Source organism: Paenibacillus phytohabitans, from assembly GCF_013141775.1.
Taxonomy (GTDB): Bacteria; Bacillota; Bacilli; order Paenibacillales; family Paenibacillaceae; genus Paenibacillus_AQ; species Paenibacillus_AQ phytohabitans.
This window is the reverse complement of record NZ_WHOB01000041.1, coordinates 1-22123: the sequence shown is the minus strand read 5'-3', so window position 1 is coordinate 22123 and position 22123 is coordinate 1. Positions and strand designations below refer to the sequence as shown.

12 protein-coding genes are annotated in these 22123 nt (G+C 56.6%); 2 read left to right on the top strand and 10 right to left on the bottom strand.

Features of this window, described 5'->3' with window-relative positions:
- Positions 1-47: 47 nt before the first annotated feature.
- Together GC101_RS36140 and GC101_RS15075 are read right to left on the bottom strand one after the other, a co-directional pair.
- Positions 48-4223, bottom strand: coding sequence for a glycoside hydrolase family 2 TIM barrel-domain containing protein (locus tag GC101_RS36140; protein ID WP_246354346.1), 4176 nt, complete (start codon positions 4221-4223; stop codon positions 48-50).
- Positions 4220-4885, bottom strand: coding sequence for a hypothetical protein (locus GC101_RS15075; RefSeq protein WP_246354345.1), 666 nt, complete (start codon positions 4883-4885; stop codon positions 4220-4222). Before GC101_RS15075 ends, GC101_RS36140 begins: the two co-directional genes overlap by 4 nt.
- Positions 4886-4982: 97 nt before the next feature.
- Between GC101_RS15075 and GC101_RS15070 the strand changes: the two genes are divergently transcribed.
- A complete protein-coding gene (locus GC101_RS15070) occupies positions 4983-5849 on the top strand; it encodes an AraC family transcriptional regulator (RefSeq protein WP_171717904.1) in 867 nt (288 codons plus the stop codon).
- Between the two features lie 313 nt (positions 5850-6162).
- On the opposite strand, the gene GC101_RS15065 is transcribed toward GC101_RS15070, so the two are convergent.
- The 8 genes from GC101_RS15065 to bglB all read right to left on the bottom strand — a co-directional run bounded on the left by GC101_RS15065 (position 6163) and on the right by bglB (position 20582).
- The gene (locus tag GC101_RS15065) at positions 6163-8433 is read right to left on the bottom strand and encodes a helix-turn-helix domain-containing protein (RefSeq protein ID WP_171717903.1); all 2271 of its coding nucleotides are present in this window, start codon (positions 8431-8433) and stop codon (positions 6163-6165) included.
- 83 nt (positions 8434-8516) lie between these two features.
- Positions 8517-12593 carry an Ig-like domain-containing protein gene (locus GC101_RS15060; protein WP_171717902.1) on the bottom strand — a complete coding sequence of 1359 codons (4077 nt, stop codon included), beginning with the start codon at positions 12591-12593 and terminating at the stop codon, positions 8517-8519.
- A 368-nt stretch (positions 12594-12961) separates the two neighbouring features.
- Positions 12962-14737 (bottom strand): hypothetical protein, encoded by a 1776-nt coding sequence (locus tag GC101_RS15055; protein WP_171717901.1) that lies wholly within the window; start codon positions 14735-14737, stop codon positions 12962-12964.
- A 30-nt stretch (positions 14738-14767) separates the two neighbouring features.
- Positions 14768-16432, bottom strand: coding sequence for an extracellular solute-binding protein (locus GC101_RS15050; protein ID WP_171717900.1), 1665 nt, complete (start codon positions 16430-16432; stop codon positions 14768-14770).
- A gap of 57 nt (positions 16433-16489) precedes the next feature.
- Positions 16490-17365 carry a carbohydrate ABC transporter permease gene (locus tag GC101_RS15045; protein ID WP_042239768.1) on the bottom strand — a complete coding sequence of 292 codons (876 nt, stop codon included), beginning with the start codon at positions 17363-17365 and terminating at the stop codon, positions 16490-16492.
- Between the two features lie 12 nt (positions 17366-17377).
- Positions 17378-18307: an ABC transporter permease gene (locus GC101_RS15040; RefSeq protein ID WP_171717947.1), complete on the bottom strand. Its 930-nt coding sequence runs from the start codon at positions 18305-18307 to the stop codon at positions 17378-17380.
- A 192-nt stretch (positions 18308-18499) separates the two neighbouring features.
- Positions 18500-19525 (bottom strand): SGNH/GDSL hydrolase family protein, encoded by a 1026-nt coding sequence (locus GC101_RS15035; protein ID WP_171717899.1) that lies wholly within the window; start codon positions 19523-19525, stop codon positions 18500-18502.
- On the bottom strand, positions 19518-20582 hold the full coding sequence (gene bglB / locus GC101_RS15030) for a beta-galactosidase BglB (protein WP_171717898.1): 1065 nt from the start codon (positions 20580-20582) through the stop codon (positions 19518-19520). The genes GC101_RS15035 and bglB overlap by 8 nt, the downstream gene beginning before the upstream one ends.
- Before the next feature lie 635 nt (positions 20583-21217).
- Between bglB and GC101_RS15025 the strand changes: the two genes are divergently transcribed.
- A complete protein-coding gene (locus tag GC101_RS15025) occupies positions 21218-22018 on the top strand; it encodes a polysaccharide deacetylase family protein (protein ID WP_171717897.1) in 801 nt (266 codons plus the stop codon).
- The last annotated feature ends 105 nt before the right edge of the window (positions 22019-22123 follow it).

The window sequence follows — 22123 nt, the reverse complement described above, 5'->3', positions numbered from 1 at the left end:
GTCTGGCTCCTCTCCATTTAGGATTACTCATTGCTTATTCTTATTGCTTATTTAGGCTCAACCTCATCCATTGTCATGCGGAACTCCAAATCATTCATATACGTGCCATCCGGGTTCAGGAAAACCATGCCGAAGGAGATATCCTCCCGGCCTCCCCGGACGATGGCAACCAGCCGGTTAATCCCGCTTGTCAGAGTGATCTCGCGCTCCGGCTGAGTCACATGCTGACCGTTCATATAGATCTCGTAAGCACATTCTGAGTTCACCCGCAGCCTGCCGGTTCGGATATCCGCAGGTTCCCCGCTGCCGGAGACGGGCGCAGGCAGATGCACGAAGCAGCTCAGAAACAGCGGACGGCCTTCCGGCGCCGGGATCAGCAGCGTTCCGTCTTCGCGCCGTTCTTTTTTCTTCATCCAGCCGTACAGGCCTTCGCCCAGATTGTTCAGGGAGAATTCAGGGTCGGTATAGTAATCCTTCATGGCCTGATAATCGGTATACGGCGGACAGAACAGCGTCATTGCGGCTTCCACCGCCCACTGCGCATCTCCTTTATCCAGCTGCAGCAGCTCATCCGTGAAGGCGGCCCCCAGATTGCCTAACAGGCGGGTGTACAGCCTCAGGCTTTTGTCACTGCCCGGGTCGGTGAGCAGCTGCGAGCAGATAATCTCACCCTCGCCGACTGCCTGGCGGATCACAAAAGCTCCGGGAGCACAGGCCTTGCTGCGGTTCAGCTCGACCAGCGCCAGCCTGCTGTATTCCGCCGTATGCAACCCGGCGAAGTAATCCTTCCAGGCTGTGCCCTCCACGCTGGTGCACAGCACCTCCGCGCCCTGCACCTCCAGCCTGTGACCTGCCAGCTCCCGGTTGACCACGTCCCGGGGCGAGAGATGCACCTTGTCGAACCCGAACAGGTCGACAGGGCTGATCCCGCGGACGGCGGCGTGCGTATAGTCCGCCGCCAGATGATAGGTCCCGTGCGGCGCTATACGCACGGGGCGGTCCAGCAGGCGGGCAAGCGCCTCCTGCCCGCCGGGCTCTGCAGGCAGCACCAGCACTGCGCTGCCTGCACTTGCCGCCTGCCGGACGGCTTCCGCCGCGCCCGGGCCGTGCAGCAGTCCGGCCTCCACGACCAGGAGGCCGGGGTTCAGGCTGGACAAGCCTGCGGCGCTGTCCAGCCTCTGGCCCTTCAGGCGGAGCTTGCCCAGCAAGGCTTCCGCCGCCCCGCCGCTGCGGACCCACACCGCAGCGGGCACCGGTACAGCGGCCGCGTGGACTGCGCGGCCCGCATACTGGAGCAGGCTACGCAGCAGCAGGCAGGCCTGGGGAATCCGGTGGAGATGATCCATGATCTCCAGCTGATTCGCCAGGAACATGCCCGCTCCGCTCCGGTACTCCAGCAGCGGCGACCACAGATCGCCGCCGTCTCCAAAGTCACCCGCGCTGCATTCCAGCAGCAGGGTGAAATCACCGGTCACCGGCTTCTCGAACGCTGCACGGATAATCGGCAGCGGCCCGTCCTCGCGCGGCCCCTCATGCCAGTACATGAGGTCCTCAGCACGCAGACCCTGGAGCACCGGATGCCCATAGTCGCCTGCATGGGCACGGATGAATTCCCTGCGTACCAGCGGGAGCCTGCCGGGGGAGAGGTGAAGCTGTTCCAGCAGCAGTAATCTGCCGCCCCGCTGCACGTAGCTTCTCAGCTTCCGGTCCAGCGCCCCGTCCTTGTCCTGCATGCGGCTGCCGACAATCAGCAGCGTCCCGCCCGCAAGCCGCTCTACCGCCTCCGCTTCTGACCGGACCAGACCGGGCACCAGGGCGCGGATCGCCTCATAGTCCCGGTCAGAGCCTATATAAGAAGCGGGAAGCGCTACTTCTACCGGCTCTGTCTTGCAGCTCCCAGACAGCAGCCGGTAGCTTAACTGAAGCTCATGCTTCAGCTCCGTGCCATGGAACAGCCGGGCAGACAGCACCGCTTCCGCTTCTGCTACTCCTGCTGATGCTCCTGCCCCATCTCCTGCTCTTGCTCCTGCCCCATCGCCTGCTCTTGCTCCTACGCCTACGCCTTCATCCCCTCTCACTCCTGCTCCTTCACCATTGACCGGTTCCGGCATCCATTCCAGCCGGATGCTCCGGCGGGCGGCAGGCTCGTGGCGGAAACGGAACGTCTGGCTATGAACCACATGTCCGCCTTGCCGGACGGTGCATTCAATAGTCACTTCCTGTTCTGCCAGCGTATCGTTGTAGACATCGAAGCTGCGGCGGACCGGCTCATCATCGAAGAAGCAGCGGTTATATTCGGCGGCAATCAATGTCACCGGCTTGAAGGCTTCAGCCATAATGGCAAAAGCGGGATTGGCCTTGAATGCCGGATATTCCTCCGGCAGCAGCCCGTTGTTCAGGGAAAGGGAGTAAGCCGGAATTACCGCAGGCTTAGGGCCTGGTGTGGTCAGGTCGGCAGGCGGCAGCTGAATATTCCGTTCCGGCATCGCCCGCATGAAATAATGGGCGAAGTTGAAGGTAGAGATACCGGAGACACCTTGGCGGCGTGCATACTCCACGAACAGCCTTTCCTTCTGGGCCAAGCCGGCAGCACTTGCATCTGAGTCACGGTATGCGTCCAGTCCGACATACATGCTGCTGTTCTGCGGGCAGATGTACCACCATCCGCCATGCTCGCCGAAGGTGAGCGGAACGCTGCGGTCCCACTGCGCGATCGTGCCGTCAATGTTGTAATGGCGGCTCTCCACCTCTGTCCCTTGCTTGGTGACCAACCGGTTATCCCCTTCCACCATAATCGGGCGGGTAGAATCAAGGGCTCTCATCAGCTCCATCAGACCCGGGATATGCTGTTTATAGGTATCCCGGCCGTCCACCCAGCGCATCTCGTTCTGCACGCTCCACAGAATGACGGATGGGTGATTCTTATCCCGCTGTACCAGCCGCTGCACATGCGTCCGGCAATTGGAGATGAAATCAGGGTGGGCAGCATCCATGGTTTTGCTCGACCCGTAGATGGCTGTCTCATCGACAATCAGCATTCCTTCCTCATCGGCAATCCGCAGATAATCAGCCGGATACGGCTCGGCATGCAGCCGGATGCTGTTGATGCCCGCCTGTCTGCACAGACGGTACCAATTGCGGATATAGTCTTCTGTCTGCTGCGCCGCCCCCTGGAAATGCCAGGAATCGCCCCGCAGGTTAACGGGAATCCCGTTCAGCATGAACTGCGGGCCTTCGCACCAGAACTCCCGGAAGCCGAATACATCGGTCCGCCGGTCAAGGACCTCCCCGTCTGCCTGAAGCTCCAGCTCCAGCTCATATAGAACCGGGTGCTCCGGACTCCACAGCACGGCATCCTGCCAGGGCAGCGCAAAAGATGCTCCGCCCCACTCCCGGCTGCCGGTGTTCCAGCATAATTGCCTTCCTTCTCCCGCCTGCACAGGCAGAACATCTACTCCTGCTTCCGCTTCAAGCACCGGCAGCGGCTCTGCACCCTTCACAGGCAGGGTACCGGCCTTCCGTTCCCTGACTTTCAGGAACACCTGCAGCGATTCCACCGCAGGTCCGCCGGATTCCGTCCCAATAAGGGCCTCTACTTCCAGCATGCCCTGCCGGACAGAGGTGCGGATCGTGAGATCCTCCAGCGATACAGGCGGGTAGCCTTCGAGGAAGACATCCTGCCATATTCCCCTTGCGATCCTGCCGAACCACGAACCGGCAAGTCCGGTGATTCTCTCCTCCCCGGAGGGGAGCACCGCCATGTCGAAGCTTCCGCATACCACATGCAGCTGCTGCTCCCGGCCGGGCTTCACCAGCCGGGTGATATCCAGCCGCAAAGGCAAATACCCGTCCTCCCAGACGGCAATCCGCTCGCGGTCCAGATATACCGCTGCCTTCTGCATGATTCCATCGAAGCGCAGCACAATCCGCTGCCCCAGCATAGTCTCCGGCACCTGAAAAGAACGGTGCAGCACCCCAGCCTCGGCCGCATCCCATTCTCCCGGGTAGCCGTACACATCAAACGGCACGAAGTTATGGTCCGGTACTTCTCCAAATTTCCTGCCCGAAGGCGTCTTATAGCTGTGGCGCCAGCTCGAAGGCACCTGTATCTTGCGCGCCTCATATTGCAGTCTCTCAGGAAGACTGCGGCAGCGCGGCTGATCGTAGAGCGGCATGAAATCCCATTCGCCGTTCAGGCATATGGATGTGCGCAGCATATTCATTCTCCTTTTCCCCTTTGCGGGAGGGTGATCGTTAAGACAGGCGTAAGCTTTTTCCAGATTTCCTGATCCGGCTCTACATTCTTCCACTTGATAAAATGCGGCTCCATAACCTCTCCCCACTGCTCCGGACGCAGATTCGTTGTGAGTTTCCCCTTATAGGGAGCGGGCTCCACAGTTGCAGGAAGCTCGGAATAAAAGAACAGCAGGTTCTCATGAAGACCGATGATCCCGTATTTGTCACCGTCTCCCGGGCGCTCCTCCTGATATTGATAATGGTAATAGACATAGCTTGAGACCTGCTCCGGCTTGAGTACTGCCAGCCTGCCGTAGGGCGCCCCCGGAATCTGGTTGCGCTTCCAATGCTGCCCGGACACCGGCTGCTGATAATGAAAAATGTCCATCATCGGCACCCACATCCGAGGATACTCCCCGCCCGGCCAGACCTTGAGGATCTCCAATGCGCCCGGAAACAGCTGCTCCGGCTGAGCCTCTTTGCCGCTGCATTCGTAATATAGAAACAGCCCCTGGCCGTCTTGAAAGATGCTTAGCCAAGAAATGCCCAGCCAGTCCATACGTTCATTAAGCAATTCCACCTGTGAGCCCAAAAAAGCAGCCGGGCCGCATCCCTCTCTGCATTCGGCTCTATATAAACATCGCTGCATAAATTCCCTCCAACCGTGTGTCATCTTCCTCTTAAGATTAACGCAAACGGCGGAACGGTTCCTTGACGATCATGCCCTTCTTTAGCATAATAACGACATGACAAATAAACTCTATGCACGGGATTTAGGACTCGAGCCTGGCTTTACTTTCCGCATTCAGAAATGCCCGCTGACTCAGGATTATTATGTTCACTGCCATGATTTCTCGGAGCTGGTGGTCATTCTGGAGGGAAGCGCGATTCATATCATTGAAGGGAGGGAGTACCCCGTATCGGCGGGTCAGGTGTTTTTTATCCACAGCGATATTTCGCATGGGTACAAAAATGTGCAGAATATTGAGTACATCAATGTGATGTTCCATCCCGATCAGCTGCTGCAGCTGCCTGAGCTGAAGCTCCTGCCGGGGTTTCAGGCGCTGTTCTATCTGGAGCCGTTCTTCCGCAAAGAGATGTATTACAAAGGCATGCTCTCCTTGCAGCCCGCGCAGCTGGAAGAGGCTACTGTTCTGCTGGACCGGATTCTGGAGGAGTATGACCGGCAGTATGACGGCTATAGGCTGATGATCCGTACGTATTTCACCGCGCTTGTCGGCACACTATCACGATATTACCGGCAGAATGGCGGCGGAACGGAGAACAGGGCGCTGCAGATCGGTGAGGCGGTTACCTATATTGAGGAGCATTTCCTGCAGCCTGTTTCACTTCAGTCTCTGGCAGATCTGGCTTATATGTCGAAGCGCCAGTTCCTCCGCGTATTCACCCGGAATTATCATACGACGCCCATGGATTATGTCATCCGCAAACGGCTGGAGTATTCCTGCACGCTGCTGCGCAATGCCGGATTAACCATCTCACAGGTGGCCATGGACAGCGGGTTCCGGGATCATAATTATTATTCCAGACAATTCAAAAAAGTGTTCCTGTGCACGCCCTCCGAGTACCGGATGCATAAGGCCGGAATGTAGCGGCAGACAAGCGGAAAACTGCAGTTTTCTCAATATCGGCAACCGGGATAATGTTGCGGGTTTGGCGGACTGTACTTTGTGCAATAAAACTCCTTTGGAATTGCGGAAAAATGATATTCTATTGCATTTCGTTACAAAGTGCATAGAACCTCCACTTCCCTTCCCTTCTCTGGGGACAAGTACAAAGAAAGGCGGCAAGGGGAAACTCCCCCTGCCGCCTTTTTAAGCTATATACCCGCCCTTGGGCCTGTGGAAAATGCATCTGAACTGCCCTTGATCCCCCGGCAAGAGCCGCCCGGTCCCGGGTCCGGGCCTAGCCCTGCCGCTCGCCATGCGGAGGGCCGCTCCGCTCCTTGCGGTATTCTCCCGGGGTTACGCCCTCCAGCTTCTTGAAGACGCGGATGAAGGACATCGGATACAAATACCCCACCCGCTCAGCGATATTCTGGACAGGCTCGGAGGTCTCTGTCAGCAGGCGTTTGGCCTCGTCCATCCGCAGCCGGGCCAGATAATCGACGAAATTCTCACCGATTTCTTCCTTGAAGATCCGGCTCAGCGCTTTGGTATTCATCGCGAAGCTGTCGGCGGCATGGGTCAGGGAGAAATCTGGATCGGCGTAATGCAGGGCAATATACTCACGCACCTTGTTAGCCAGCGTATACTGCTCCCGGTTCATCCGCAGGCCGTGCAGCGCCTCCTCTATCTCCTCCAGAGAAGCCAGGAGCTCCCCGCGCAGCTCCTCTATCCATTCGAAGGATTCCGGAGATTGCGGAATTCCGCGCAACCGCCCGTTATTCCATATCCCCTTCATCTCCGGCGGCAGCTCCTGCATCTCCCTGGAGAGGCCAGCCTCCAGCAGCTGCAGCAGGCGGACAATGTCCTCCTTGGAGTAATTGCCGCCTGCCAGCAGCCCGAAGATCCGCTCCAGCAGCGGCTTCCACTCGTCGTTCCCCAGCCGGTACAGCTGGGGAACCGCACCGATGGCCTGCACCAGCACATCCATTCCTTCCGCCTGGGGCGGGGAACTGCCTTCTGCCGGTGCAGCATAGACGCGGTCGGGACCGCCGGTGATTTTGCGTTCCAGCGCACCTACGGCCTTGCGGTAAGCATCCGATAAGCCGCCGAGACCGGCCGCCGGCCCGCTGATGCCAAAGGTTACCGTGAATTTGAGATGCTGCTTCACCCAGGAGCGGGCACTCTCGGCAATCATCAGCGGCTTCTCGGCACCATCAGCCGTTGCTCCAGCGGCGGAACGGCGGAAGAGCAGCCCGAGACGCCCCGGTCCAATCCACTCTGTCCAGAGCGGTTCCCCTTCTTTCTCGGCGATCTCCTGAATCACACTGCGGAGGGTGAATTTGAACAACGCCTGATCACGGGCAGAGTAATCTGCAGCAAAAGCCTCATAGAAATCGATCTCGGCAATGCCCACAACCGCGCCTGCAAATTCACCGGCCATTCCAATCCGCTCCGATTCCCGGCTCCATATTTCTGCAGACACCTGACCGCTGTTCTCCAGCAGCTCTTTGAACAACTGATTCCGCCTGTGCAGGATTCCTTCGGCCTGCTGCTTCTCATAGCTGTTCGTCTGCTCAATCAGACTCTCCAGCGCATGGCCGATGAAGGAAAATTCATCATCCCCCTTGCTCTGCGGCTTCCAGCCTGAGGAACGGTCCGCTCCGAACGTGTAAATCCGGCTCATTACCTGCTCAATCGGACGGTAATTCCGGTGGCTGATATACGTCATGGCCGCAATCCCGCCGAAGACCGCCGCAAAGCCCAGAATCGCCCAGACATTAGAGAAGGCTGACAGCAGCGAGAAGGCCTCTGCGCGCGCCATTCCAACCTTAATTGTCCAGCCCGTGTAGGAGGACATGCGGCTTACCGCCTGCTCCTGAGCCTGCGGGTCTGAGCAGGTATCCGCCCCTGCAAAAGCGCGCCCTCCGGCATCCTTCAGGCAGATCTCCGTATTCGCCATGTTCATATCCTGAATCAGCGCCTGCAGAGACTGCTTCCGCACGTTAATGACAATCAATCCCTGCTCACCGGAGAAATAAGGCACCTGCTCCACCAGCGAAATGACTGATTTGGGCTGATCCTCACCGGAGAAAAGCTGCAAATCACGGATTCCGCTCCAGACAGGGCCGCCCGTATTCTTCATCGCTGTCTCAATAAAGCTGCGGTCCCCGAAATCCGGCAGACTGGACGAGAAATGCTGCATCAGCACTTTGCCGTCGGCCGCACGGTACAAATAGACCGAATCGATCATCGGCAGCGGCGACATGAAATCCAGCAGCACCTCCGTTACCCCGTAATCATGATAAGGGTCAAGCTGCCCCGGGCGGTCAAAATAACTGCTCACCTGATCATCCAGCAGCAGGCTTTTGATCGTTGTAGTCTCCAGGTTGCGGAGGGTGGTATCCACGATCTGCAGCACATTCTCTGCGTATACACCGTTTGCCTTGGCCGTCTGTCTCTCCATTGCTTCATTTAAGGTCAGGAAAAAGAGGATAATCAGGCAAAATACCACAGCAAAGAGGATCGGCAGATAGGAAAGAATCAGTCGGTACAGCCATTTCTTATGCATCGGTGTCATCCCCTGTAAGTCCAGATGTTGGCTATCGCTTAAGTGATATTGACTACGGGGCCGGGTTCATAAGTGTAGTCTGTTCAGTACCCCAGTTCTGTGCTCGCATTGCGGGAGATCAGCCCGAAGTATCCCGCTTCTCCAATCGCTCCTGCGGTGGTGTCCAGATAGTTAAAGATCTGCACCCCGTCAGCCTTCAGGATCAGGCGCACACCCCCGGATTCTTGAAAAGCGCCAAGCTGAACGCGGCTCTGCTCCCCGAAGGTTATGGCTGTATTCGGAATAGCCGGCCCGCCCAGACTGGTCAGGCCGTCAATCTTGCCGTAAATCACGGTCCGCACCCCTTCGTTGAAGCGGTGCAGCTCAATACCCGATGTCCCTATAACCACCAGGTACATACTACCGGTACTATAGCTCAGTTCCTTGCTCTGATTATTCAGCATCAGGGCATACCAATTGGACGAGACCGCGCTGTCATTGATCTTCATAGTGAAATCCAGCAGCTCATTCTGGTATTTGCGGTTCTGGTAAATGACATGCCCCCCGGGAGCGCGAAGGGTCAATTGGTCTGCTCCGGTCTCCTTCAGCCCGTTGGCGGTGGCCGATACATACCAGCCATCCGGGTCCTGCACCTCGGTCTGCAGGGTATGATCGTAGGTGCTGGTCTCATTCCATACCTTAACCTCATATTGTCCCTGCGTCACCGTGCCCAGATAACCGCCTGACAGCGTCAGCGTTGCTGTTCCGGTCTGATGTGCCGTTAACAGGCCGTTCCCGCTGACACTGACGATGGAAGGATCGCTGCTTGTATACGTGACCTCCTCCAGCTCCTCGCGGTTGCCGAACAGCGTCTCGCCGTAAGGCTGCAGCTGCATGTCCGCGCCTTCATGAACATACGCCACATTGCCGTCATGCCCTTCCAGGCGGACTGCGGCTAAGGTGTCTCCTACGAATACATCCGTGGTGATTGTCCGCAGAATGGAGCCGTTAATGATGCTTACGATAAGCTTCGTCTGCCCCTGGCTGAGTCCGGTCACCTCGCCCGCTGCATTAACGGAGGCCACGGCAGGATCAACGATACTGTAAAAGAAGCGGCTGGTTGCCGTGCCCAGTGGTCTGTCTTTGCCGTCCAGCGCTTGAATGGGTGCAAGTTCGCTCCCTCCAATAGCCAGCTTCAGCGGATCCAGCTTCCAGCGGCTGACCTGCCCTTCTGCTGCCCAGGCATATTCCGGCTGAAGCCCGGCCTGGTCAATGATCGGCATTGCCGCCTGAGGCCACTCTGCATCCGGTTGGACCGTATTGTCCGCAAACAGAACATTGCGCCCGTTGTTGGTATAGCCGTCCGTGGTTGTATAGTTGTTCACGAAATCCACGTCATGGATCGTCGGCACATAGGCCATCGCCCAGCGGAGCGGTGAATGCCACAGCGGCGTATCCTTCAGGTCGATCACATTATGCTCAAATTTCCAGTAGGCGGAGCCTTCATCCGTGTATAAGGCGGAGTTCCCGTCCATCTGGTTGCGGATGTAATTGCCGCTGACCAGATTTTTCTCACCAGCTGTGGCCCCGGTAGGTCCAAGACTGTAGATGGCGCCTCCATCACGCAAGCCCATTCCCATGAGATCATAGATCAGATTATTCTGAATCTTCACGTTCCGGGTAGCGGCATCGAACAGCTTATCCCAGCCATAGCCGATATGCGTTCCGCTGTAGGGCAGATTGTACATTTCATTATGGCTGATGTCCATATCTACCGGATACCCCGCAGATACGGCGGATGCCGATTTGTAGTCAATGCCGATATCATGAATCACATTGTTTAGCACATCATTATTTTTCATCAGCAGCCTGTGGTCAGCCGGGTGGTAGATCATGCGGTCCGAGGAATCCGGCTGGCCCACGTTCAGCGCGCTGCCTGAGATATCATAGAAGCGGTTGCCTTCAATTAAGCTGTTCTGAACGCCGTTCTGCATCCGTACCGCCGTAATGCCGAGCTTGGTAAATTCATTGCTGCGGAAATTCACGCTATTAGCCAGCTCCAGCATCACCGCCGCATCAGTCAGCTCATCGGGAATGGACGGATAACGCAGATGGTTATTCTGCGAATCGGAATGTCCCGCTGCCGTACTGGGGCGGTTCCAGGTGGTATACATAAACTTCAGGCCTTCAAAATTCAGATTGCGCACAGGTTCATCAGCCGATATCCCGTACATGGTAGCAAGCTGCTCCAGCACCGGAACTACAACGTCAGCCGTTGACAGATCCTCCCAGGCACGCGGCTTGTAGTACAGCATGCCTTCTACCCGGTTGTAGTACCATTCTCCGGGCTCATCCAGCAGTTCAAACGCATTTTCGTAATATACAGGTACCGTTGCCGAAGTTAATCCCCGGTTAAAGACTGCGCTCCGGCCCGGCTCCTGGAGGACAATCTGCGCTTTGCCGCCGAATGAAGCTACAGACTCCACCTTGATCCGGGAATTCGTCCACAGCTCATTGAATACCAGTTCCATATCGGCAGTATTGCCCCATCCGGCCAGTTCCGTATTATCGGAGGTATAGCCGGTTGCTGTCCTGAGCGGATTCACCAGTCCCGCTGCGCTCCGTGCCCGGACCGCCCGGATGCCATCCACGAACAGCTGGCGTGTCGTAAGGCCGGTTCCGGCATTCGCCCGGTAGATGCCCTTGGCGCTGTCAAACATTGTCCAGCCCGTAATAGTCCGTCCGCCGCTGATGGCCGCCTGCTCTCCGGGATAGCTGCGGTAAGTGACAAAATACCCGTTCGTCCCTGAATCCTCCGGTGTGAATTCCAGAGGTTCCGTCAGGATATAGGTCCCTTCCCGCAGATTCACAACGATGTCCGAGTCCATATCATCATTCAACTGGCGTACGGCGGCCTGGGCCCGGGCAATTGTCCGGAAGGGCGATGCTTCTGTCCCGTCATTGCTGTCGTATCCGCCGGGAGCAACATACAGCTCCTGTCCGGTTGTCCGGCCGGTCACAGTAACGGCTGTCTCGGCGCGCACGCTCCCGGTCTCATCCGTGACAAAGGCTGTAGTCGTTCCGGCGCTTATCCCCGTCAGCTCTCCGTAGCGGTCAATCACGGCAAGGCTCTCGTCCTCCGTTCCCCACTGGATACCTGTATCCGTATTGTCCAGTGGAGTTACCGAGGCATGTAACAGCACACGGGAGCCTTCGGGAACCGCCTGCTCCAGCGGAGCCAGCACGATGTCCGTGATCGGATCTTCATACACGGCTACCGTAGCCGTTACTGCCGGAAGCCCCTCATTCGGCTGTGCCGTAACCGTCGTAATTCCCTGGCGGATGCCTGTCACAAGGCCATTCCCGTCCACTGTTGCCACCTCTTCGCTGCCGGTAGACCAGACAGCCGTCTGATCCGTAGCATCCGCAGGTGTGAACTGGAGCGGCAAGGGCAGCTTGGCGCCTCTTCGCAGCTCGTAATTCTCTTGAGAGAAGGCTGCACTTTCCGCCTGCTTGTATCCGCTTACAATAAAATTGTCAAAGCCTATCTTGCCTATGCTGTCTTTGTAGAATCCCATATAGAAGGAGGTTAACGCTGCTCCCTCTGCCATCGGTTCCTTCGTCAGCAGCCTGCTGCCGTCAATGGACAGATCGAAGCTGTGGCTTCCGCCGTCGAGCGCCAGGCGCACATCATACCATACGCCTGCCGAAATCGGCAGCACGGAGGTCCATGATCCGGCACCTTTCTTCATATAGCTGAATGCGCCATTGTTAATGGCGAATTTCACCAGCGGAACGGACCCGCTCTGCGGGGTAGGGAGATAGACCACTGCCCCTGTCTGCTCCGCTCTGAACGAATAACTTAACATGCTTCTGTACGTAACATCCGTAACGGATCTGCTTATACTGTAGCTGCTTGCCGTTTTGGCCGCCTGATGGATCTCCAGCAGCTTGCCGGCATAGCCTTCCCAGGACTGCACAGCAACACTCACACCCTGCGGCGGCGTCTTGATCGTCCATCCGGCCGGCTTCGTGCCGAGGCCATAGGATTCGAATGTCTCCTCCAGCTTATAGGTGCTGTCCGCCCGGGCGACAGAGCCCAAATCTGCGGGGAGAAGGCCCATCAGCAGAATCATAATGATAACGCATACAAAAAATGGTTTCCGGCTTGATTTTCTCATAATAGCCACCTTTCCGTATGGAAGCAAGTATACCGGTTCTAGTACAACATTAGGGCTACAGAAGTGAATTCACTCAACCATGTGCAAAAGTTTATAAAGTTCAGTTTGAAGTGAACATTCAGTGATATCAAGTGATAGTTGTATAATGTGCAATTAAAAAAAGTCAAAAGGAAGGCTTGCCTCTTATAGCTGTAGTCTGTACAACTAAATCTGCCCGAATGGGTGAAGCCAAGGTACAAATGGCTGTTTAATTGTATGAAATACAACTAAACAGATATTCGGTGGAACATCAGGCGATTTAGTTGTACAAAGTGCAATTAAGAGTAAGCATACGTCAGTCATTACATTAATCAGCTTGAACTCTGTTGTCACGGTGCGTAAGGATCAACAGTGAGCTGAACCGGCGGCAGATTGCCCGCCGCCAGCACAATCTCCCGCACCCGGGCCCAAGGCTCCCGCGGCACCTCACGGTCATCCGCCTCGTAGTCATCGATCCGCACCGTATCCAGCAGGCTGCGGACATCGCCCGCTTCGGCAGCTTCGTCCAGACATATCACCGCCCAGCCCGCTTCCAGGCGGGGCTGCGCCAGAACGGTGCTGTCCCCGGTGTAGAGGATCTGGCGGAGCCTGATCCTCCCTTCCTCCCGCACCACCGTGACAGGCAGTGCGGCGCGCGTCTCCGCCCCGGCACAAATACCCCTCAGCGCCGTGACCGCCACCGCACAGCCCGGATAATGCAGCACCAGCCATTCCCGGCCTCCGGCTGTGTTCATTACCTGCTCCACTTCACCGGCATAGCGGTGGATGACCCATTCATCCGCAAGCTCCGCTGCCCGGTTATGCAGCCGGGTCATGCTGCGGACCACCAGCAGGGCATTCCCCTGCTGGGCCGAACGTGTCTCCACCTCCGGGTACAGCGGTTCTGCGAACAGCGCAGGCATCAGATAGGCCGTGCGGTAATCCTCCGCCGGATGCGTACGCACCGCAGCGGAATCATCCACGTACCAGCGGAGATAGGACACCTGCTGGTCCCTTACGCTGAAGCTGACCGGGAAGCTCTGCCAGCCCAGCCCCCAGGTGGGATGCTGGTAGCTTCCGGGCATGACCGGGAAGCGGTTGATGCTGCCCAGACGGGTACGCTGTCCGATCCAGCTATAGGAACGGGAGGCGTCGAAGATCCGCTCCTCAAGAACCCTGGGCACAGGCTGCGCAGACGGAGAGTCTTCTCCCTGAAGGAAATCATCTTCGAACAGCAGCAGCGTCGCCGCATCATTAAGCGAGAATGTCTGCTCTGCCAGACTGCCCAGCCCCGTCACACCAGCAATCGGCCACAGCAGGCTCGGCCGTTTCGTCTCTCCCCGGAAGTTGTAGCTGCGGATGGACGGAACCAGTTCCTCCCCGTCATGGAAGACAAGAATGTTCTTCAGTGCATCCATCCGCTCTGACAGCCGTCCGGCGAGCTCCCGGTCATGCTCCTGCAGAACAGAACCGGCAATCCTCAGCGCGTTCATCATCACTCCTTGATAGACCAGGCTGATGTTCTCCCCCCAGCCCCAGCCCCGGCGGACCGTATATTCTTCCCATCTGCGGAAGTATCCGGTTGCGGTCTCCAGATACGCAGGCTCCCCCAGGAAGTGGGCGATGGCCAGCAGCATGGCGCCGTCGCTCATCGTCTTGTTCGGGTAGAACAGCTCCGGTGTCCGGCATTCCCGGGAGAACCAGGCCGCCGCATGGCTGAACATCCGCTGGATCACCACCAGGTGGCTGGCCGGGAATACACCGGGCTTACAGAGGCGTACAGCCACAAGCGGCATAAGAATGAAGAATGCCGCATTGGAATCCTGAATCATGCTCTCCTCCCGGTACCAGAGGAACCCTCCGTAATCCGCATGCTCCGGGTCTGTAAACTGCAGCCCGGCAATCGCTTCAAGCATCTCCAGCCCTGCCGCCTCATCTATCCGGCCCAGCAATGTGCCGTAAGCATAATACCCTGCCGAGAACCGGGATTCGTGGCAGTACGGCAGCTTGGAGACCTGCCGGGTATGACCCGGCCAGTCGTAGCGGACCAGCCCCTCCTCGACCACAATATCCTCCGAGGCAGCCGCAAAGCTCTGCTCCAGAATCTGTCTAACCTGATTGTTCAACTCCGCCGCCCCCTATGTTAAGTTTCACCTTTATTCGACCGCGCTCAATTGCTCGCCCATCTCATAAATATCCTTCAGCATAATGGCATCTGCTTTATTGTCCTGATACCAGGTTGCATAGAACTCATCGACCTTGGGTCCGCCTGCCTTGTTCCAGACCCCCTTGGCTTCCTCAATGAACTGGTCCACCGAAGCCGGATCGGAGCTGACGATGGCCTGCATGGCCCGGTCGAGGATCGTTTTATTCGCATTGGTGTTGATCTGGGTCAGATCCTGCGGCAGCAGCGGCAGAAAGGCCTTTTGCGTAATGCCGACGATCGGGCGGTCCGGGTTCATATACAGCTTCTCGGCCATTTCATAGATTGCGATGAAATCCTGCTCAGCCGGTGTAGGGTTCACCTTGTTCTTCAGCCCGTAATTCTTGCCGATCAGCGGAGTGAGCATGCCCATATCGCGGTTGTATTCCAGCTCCTTCTTGTTCTTCTCCGGATCGATCACCTCAGCGCGGCCGTCGGCTGTCTTGTTGTAATGCACGCCTTCGATACCGTTCTGAATCGTGGTGGTGTATTTCTCTGTGACCATGAAATCAATCATCTTTATCACGGATTCAGGGTCTTTGGCTGACGCATTCACCATCCCGGTCATCTGGATCGGAGAGGTCAGCGTCGGACTGAACTGGCCGAATTCCGTCGTCGGCAAGGCAATCGGAATTACCTCAGCTTCCGGGAAGTTCTTCTTAAGCGTCTCATAGGTGCTGACATCGGCACCGTTGCCGCCGTAAATCCCCAGCTTACCGGAGATCCAGTCCTGCTTCTGCTTCTCCCCGTTCTTATCGGTGACGAAGTCCTTATCCACCACACCCGCTGTATACAGCTCCTTCTGGAAGGAGATCGCCGCCTTGATCCGATCCCAGTCATGCACAACCTTGTCATTCTCCAGTACCCAAGGGTATTGGTCTTCGCCGAACAGCGTAAATCCGGTGCCGAACATGTTGTTCAGAATAATCCCGGCTACAAAGCTGAGTCCGGTTCCCTGCGTATCATCTTTGCCGTTGCCGTCCGGGTCCTGCTCAGTGAACGCTTTTGCCACCTTCAGCAGCTCCTCAGGGGTAGTGGGAACCTCTAAGTTCAGCTTCTTCAGCCAGTCATTGCGGATAAACAGGTAATGCTGCGGACCGAACTGGATCGGACGTCCCACCGTGTACAGCTTGCCGTCTGCCATCGTGCCTGCCTTGCGCAGCGCCGGATACTTCTCCAGCATCGCCTTATATTCTGTACTGCTGCCCGCAATCAGGTCATCCAGCGGCAGGAGCTGCTTCTGGTTGTAAAGCTGTCCCTGGTAAGCGGTATCAAATTCAAAGATCAGGTCAGGGGCAGACTTCGATGCGAACAGCACATTGAACTTCTGCAGGGATTCAAAGCGCGGAACCGTAACGTATTTGACATTCACCGGCCCGTTCTCATTGACCCATTTCGTCCAGCGGTTGTCGCTCATCGTCCCCTCTTCTGCAGGGACTGTGCCACGGTCATACAAAGATACCGTGATGGACCCGCGTTTCTCCGGGGTATCTCCCTTGTTCGAGTCTCCGCCCTGCGTGGCGGCATTATTGCCGCCGCAGCCTGTGACAGCGATAGCGAGCATCAGGGATGCTGCACCGGCAGCAGTTGTTTTTCTAAGCCAAATGGGTTTGGACATATGAATGTGACCCTCCTATAATGATGTTCTTGTACTTACGGATATGAGCAGCAATGATCAGCCTTTGATGGCCCCGATGGTTACACCTTTGACAAAATACCGCTGCAGCAGCGGATACACAATCAGCATCGGAATGACCATAACCATAATCCCGGCGGCCTTGATGCCCTCCGGTGTAATATTGACGACCTCCTGCGAGTTCATGGTATTCAGCTCCTGCAGGACGGCCTGGCTCTTCACCATCTGCTGGATCAGAACCGTCAGATTGATTTTCTCCGGACTGTTCATGTAGATCATTACGTTGAAGAACGAGTTCCAGTAATACACGCCGTAAAAGAGTCCGATCGTCGCCAGCACAGGCAGGGACAGCGGAAGAATAATCCCCGCCAGCAGCCGCCATTCGCCGGAGCCGTCAATTCTGGCCGCTTCCACCAGCTCCTCGGGAATGTTCTCGAAAAAGGAACGCATGATCATCATATTATAAGTGCTGACCAGGGCCGGCAGCCAAAGTGCCGCGTAGGAATCCACCAGCCCGAGACTGCTGACCACGAGATAGGTCGGGATCAGGCCGCCTGTAAACAGCATCGTGAACACAATCGCCAGCGTCAGCGTGCGTCTTCCGTAGAAATCACGGCGGGACAAGGGATAGGCGGCGAAGATCGTGAACAGCATGCTGGCCGCCACACCGACCAGGGTAATCAGGAGACTGTTGCCAAAGGCACGCACCACCGGCGTTCCCTCGAAGAGCATGGTATAAGAGCTAAGTGTGAACTCCACCGGCCATAGGGTGACAAAACCGGAGAGCACCGCGTCCTTGCCGCTGAGGGACAGGGAGGCGAGATGGAGCAGCGGCAGCAGACAGAGAATGCCTGCGAGCGTCAGCAGCAGATAATTGAAGCCGTAGAATACTTTTTCACCTTTTGTACTTTGCATAGTGTCCTCCCGTTACCACAAGCCTTTATTGAAACGCCGGGCAATGGCATTGGATATCAGCACCAGAGTCAGCGCTACGAGGGAATCGAACATTCCCAGTGCAGCCGTCAGGCTGAACTGCCCTCCCTGTAGTCCAATCGCGTAGATGTACGTACTTATAACCTCGGAGATCCCCGATACAATCGAGTTCTGGAGCACATACACATGGTCGAAGCCTACCTCCATCACCCGTCCCATGGCGAGAATCAGCATAATGACAATGGTCGGGCTGATCCCGGGCAGTGTGATGTTGCGGATCTGCTTCCATTTGCCCGCTCCGTCCATACTTGCCGCTTCATAGAGGCTGGGGTCAATGGACGTCAGTGCAGCCAGATAGATAATCGCATTGAAGCCCGCATCCTTCCAGATGCCCGAGCCGAGGAAGATCGATACCCAGGACCACTCTTTGAAGAGGAACGGAAACGGCTTGCCGGACAGCTTCTCAACCAGCACATTGGCAACCCCGGTCTGGGCAAAGATCGTCACTACCAGTCCGCCGACAATGACCCAGGAGAAGAAATAGGGCAGATACACCAGCGTCTGGACCGATTTTTTGAAAACCTTGTTCCGGACTTCATTCAGCATAATTGCAAGCGCTATCGGAAACGGAAAGCTGACCAGCACTGACAATATACTGAGCACAAGCGTATTGCGGATAATCTGCACCGATTGCGCCTGGGTGAACAGATTGGTGAAATTGTCCATGCCGACCCACTGGCTGCCCCATACCCCCTCGTAGAAGGTATAATTTTTGAAGGCAATGACCAGTCCCAGCATGGGCGTGTATTTGAAAATAATATAGAACGCGATGACCGGAACGAACATGACCCACAGCGGCAAATTGTTCTTGAACCGGCGGGTCTGCCAGAAGCGCTTGCTTCCCGTCTTCCGCAGAGTATCCATCCGCAGCACCGCTTCGCTGGCTCCATTCGCTTTCATATCGGTGCCTCCTTTCGCTTGCCTGTTTTTGCTTCTAAAAAATGTTGCTGTTGATCTGAAATGGCCGTTTCATGTCCTCACCATAGCCGCTCCGGACGGTTAGAGCAATATTCAGTTTACCTGTTAATCGCCGCAGAACCCTTATGCAGCCTGGGGTTAGAGGATTCCGCCCAGCTCCCGGGCCAAATTCTCCCCCATCCGGATATGTCCGTCATCCCCGGGATGAATCAGATCACAGGACAGCCCGCTAAGGTCATCCAGCACCCGGCTTCCTTCAATCAGGCTCAGCTTGGGGTGTGACAGGCGCTGTACGTGACTGCGCAGAATCCCGTTAAACTGGATATCCTTGTCCGCAATCCCGCTGGCCGGGAAATTCGCAAAGTTGGGATAAATCGTAATTACCGCCACTGGCTTCTCCGGATGCCTGCTTACCAGCCCGTCCAGCAAATAGCCGGTCCGCTCACGGAATTCATCCGCCGGCATATGATCGCGCATATTCACGCCCAGCTCCAGCGTCATGAACGACCAGTCCTGCTGCTCCGCAAGAAAATCACTCATCTCCCGTTCGCACTGGCAGGAGCCGCTCATGCCCAGATTAAGCACATCGGCAGCCAGCCTTCTTGCCGCTTGGCCGATGTACGGCAGGCTGCTGTTCTCACCGTTGGTAATGGAGGAGCCGTAAGCAATCCAGCGCTTCCGGGGAGTCTCTGCTTCCTCCGGCGGGCGGAGCGGATGACCGAAGGTCTCAATGCCGCAGACCACGCAGGCATACCGTCCGAAGCATATGCGCCACACCTCCGGTGCAAAGCCCGTTCCCATCAGCAGCTGGCGGGCGGCCATCGCCAGCCGCGGCGGCTCGCTTAACTGAAGCGTGCGGATGGTCCCTGCCTGAAGCTCATGCCTGGAATGGAACAGTCCGCCCTTGAATACGGTCACACAGCCATCCGCCTCCGGCAAAGACAGGGTTACCCGGATATTCGGGGCGGCTGTAACGAAACGAAGCTCACAGCCGCCCGCTTCCCCGGCGATGAACCGGCCCCGCTCATTCAGCTGCTCCCTGACGCTGCGGGGAATACGGCGCAGATACACGCCATTCCCTGCTGCCAGTTCCAGCTCAGCGACGTTATGGAACGCAATCCGGTCCAGTCCCGGCAGCCCCTTGACCATGGCGGAATCAACCATGCTTCATCGCCTCCACCAGCAGCAGTAGCGTCATGGATTGCCCGTAGGGCATCGGACAGACCGGAATCTCGCGGTAGTCCTGAAGCGTAGCTCCCATACCCGTTCCGTAAGATACACCCTGTACTATCCCTTCTTCATCAATCTGGCCCAGCACATAGTGAAGAGCTGCCAGGGCAGGCTTGCGGCAGCTCTCATCCAGCAGCCCCTGCCGCACTGCCTTCAGCATGCCGTAAGCAAAAGCGGCGGTAGCCGAGGTCTCCAGATAGGAGCTGCTGTCGTCCAGCAGGGTATGCCACGCGCCTTCCGGCGTCTGCAGCTCAAGCAGCTTGCGTACCTGCCGCTCCAGCGAGGACAGCAGGAAGCTGCTCACACCCGGCGGCAGCTCCACCATCTCCAGGTAATCCACCAGCCCCGCCGTATACCAGGAGTTGCCGCGCGCCCACAACGCGCGGGCAAAGTGATGGCCCCCCTCGAAGGTCCACCCGTGGAAGAATAGCCCTGTTGCGGGATCGGTCAGGTATTTGAGATGGACGAGAAACTGGCGGATACTCTCCTGTATGCAGTCCTCTTCCTTCAGTACAATCCCCATCCGGGCTACGAACAGCACCGTCATATACAGCGTGTCGTCCCAGAGCTGTCCGGGATTCGGGCTGCCGGTAACCTCATGCTGAATACCCGCTTCCTCTGTGCGGGGCATGTCATTCAGCACATAATCCAGCCATTCCCGGCACAGCTTCAGATAATCTGCGCGTCCGGTCTCCTCCGCCAGATAGCTTAAGGTAAGCATCGGGCACATTGTGTTGACGTTTTTTACGGGAATGCCCCCGTCAAGCTTGCTGTCGAACCAGCCGGTCAGATAGTGCAGAATCTCTTCATCTCCGGTTTCCCGGTAATAGCTGTATAAGGCAAACAATCCAACCCCCTGCGGCCATTCCCAATTGTCCATAGAGATAATACCGATGGGCGCGGTCTCCTGAATGGAGCCTCTCATATCCTTCATCCGCTCAATGACGCGGCCGATATGTCCTTCAAGTACTGTCCGTGATACTGCTTCCATAATGCTCCTCCTTCTGCAATGTCCTGCTCTGAACCTGGGGCCATGAGCATGTGAAGCCTGAAGCCTGTTGATGACTGATTAGCCCTGTTCGCCCCCCCCATTGTAGTCAAGCGGCGGAATGCCGTCCATTAACAAGAATCTTGCTAATCGCTTTCATTTCTGGCATTGTTCATGATGGGGCTGTATTCATCATTAGGAGGAGTACATGCTCACGTTCACCATCTCTAAAGATAAGAAGCACTACAGAAATTAACGAAAAGCGAAAAGAATCGGAGGGGAAATTTGCAACTTTAGGTGCGGGTAGCGGCCGGAAGTTCAAGGGTTCACCGCTGTGACGACTAAGCTTCAAGTTCAAATCTGAAGTGCGTCTTGTATAGATTGAGCCTGTAAATTTATATTGGGGAGAAGCGGATCAAGTAGAAACTGCTACGCCGTCCTTTTAAAGAACGGCATCCGTTTCCGCGGGAAAGATAAGAAATATATATTGCGCGAAGCTTATAAATTCTTAACTTTTAGGAAATCCGCAGACTGGCCGTGCCGGGAAGGCATAACCCTCCACGGAGCCGGGAACCCATCCCAAATTATAAATTTTCAGTTCAGTCTTATAAGAGAGAAATCAGGGAGGCTAACAGGTAATGAAAATCAAATTTGATCTTTTCCCGGGCGGCGTTACTAAAGCGCTCACATTAAGCTGGGATGATGGAAGAATCCACGACAGACGGCTTGTGGAGATTCATAACCGGCACGGGCTGAAGGGCTCATTCCATTTGAATTCGGGGTTCTTCGGCAATGAAGGCTATATCACTGAAGACGAAGTGGCAGCGCTCTATCAGGGGCATGAAATTTCAGCACATACCAGTACTCATCCCTTCCTCTCCATGACCCCGCGTGAGGGCATCGCCGAAGAGATTCTGAAGGACCGCAGACATCTGGAAGCGATAGCGGGCTATCCCGTAAGGGGCATGTCCTATCCGTTCGGCGATTACAGTGATCAGGTGCTGAGCGTTCTGCCGGCGCTGGGAATTGAATATTCACGTACGGTAAAGTCCCATGGCAGCTTCAGCCTGCCGGACAACCTCCTGGCTTGGCATCCCACCTGCCATCACCGCGACATGCTGGCGCTGGGCAAGCAGTTCCTGGAGGAGCAGCCCCGGTTCTCCCATATGCAGCTTCTGTATGTATGGGGCCACAGCTACGAATTCAACGACAATGATAACTGGGAGGAGCTTGAGCAGTTCGCCGCCATGATGGGCGGCCATGAAGAGATCTGGTATGCCACCAATATCGAGATTGCCGACTACTTGTCCGCTGTACAAGGACTGCGCTTCTCCGCTTCCCGGGAGATGGTCTATAATCCGTCAGCAGTGGATGTATGGATCACCGCCGGGGACGAGGCTTGCCGGATATCCGGAGGGGCTACGGTGCAGCTGGGTTAGGAATTGCTGCGGGTTTGTTAGGGCGCTGATCCATGGCTTATGAGCATTCGGCCGGGGGCGCGGGCTCAGACACGGTCGCAGGCGCGGCCGGGGGCGCGGGCACAG

Bases quoted from the DNA above. Each gene is read 5' to 3' on its own strand.
- GC101_RS36140 (WP_246354346.1), bottom strand. From the start codon at position 4,223: ATGAATATGCTGCGCACATCCATATGCCTGAACGGCGAATGGGATTTC.
- GC101_RS15075 (WP_246354345.1), bottom strand. From the start codon at position 4,885: ATGCAGCGATGTTTATATAGAGCCGAATGCAGAGAGGGATGCGGCCCG.
- GC101_RS15070 (WP_171717904.1), top strand. From the start codon at position 4,983: ATGACAAATAAACTCTATGCACGGGATTTAGGACTCGAGCCTGGCTTT.
- GC101_RS15065 (WP_171717903.1), bottom strand. From the start codon at position 8,433: ATGCATAAGAAATGGCTGTACCGACTGATTCTTTCCTATCTGCCGATC.
- GC101_RS15060 (WP_171717902.1), bottom strand. From the start codon at position 12,593: ATGAGAAAATCAAGCCGGAAACCATTTTTTGTATGCGTTATCATTATG.
- GC101_RS15050 (WP_171717900.1), bottom strand. From the start codon at position 16,432: ATGTCCAAACCCATTTGGCTTAGAAAAACAACTGCTGCCGGTGCAGCA.
- GC101_RS15045 (WP_042239768.1), bottom strand. From the start codon at position 17,365: ATGCAAAGTACAAAAGGTGAAAAAGTATTCTACGGCTTCAATTATCTG.
- GC101_RS15040 (WP_171717947.1), bottom strand. From the start codon at position 18,307: ATGGATACTCTGCGGAAGACGGGAAGCAAGCGCTTCTGGCAGACCCGC.
- GC101_RS15035 (WP_171717899.1), bottom strand. From the start codon at position 19,525: ATGGTTGATTCCGCCATGGTCAAGGGGCTGCCGGGACTGGACCGGATT.
- bglB (WP_171717898.1), bottom strand. From the start codon at position 20,582: ATGGAAGCAGTATCACGGACAGTACTTGAAGGACATATCGGCCGCGTC.
- GC101_RS15025 (WP_171717897.1), top strand. From the start codon at position 21,218: ATGAAAATCAAATTTGATCTTTTCCCGGGCGGCGTTACTAAAGCGCTC.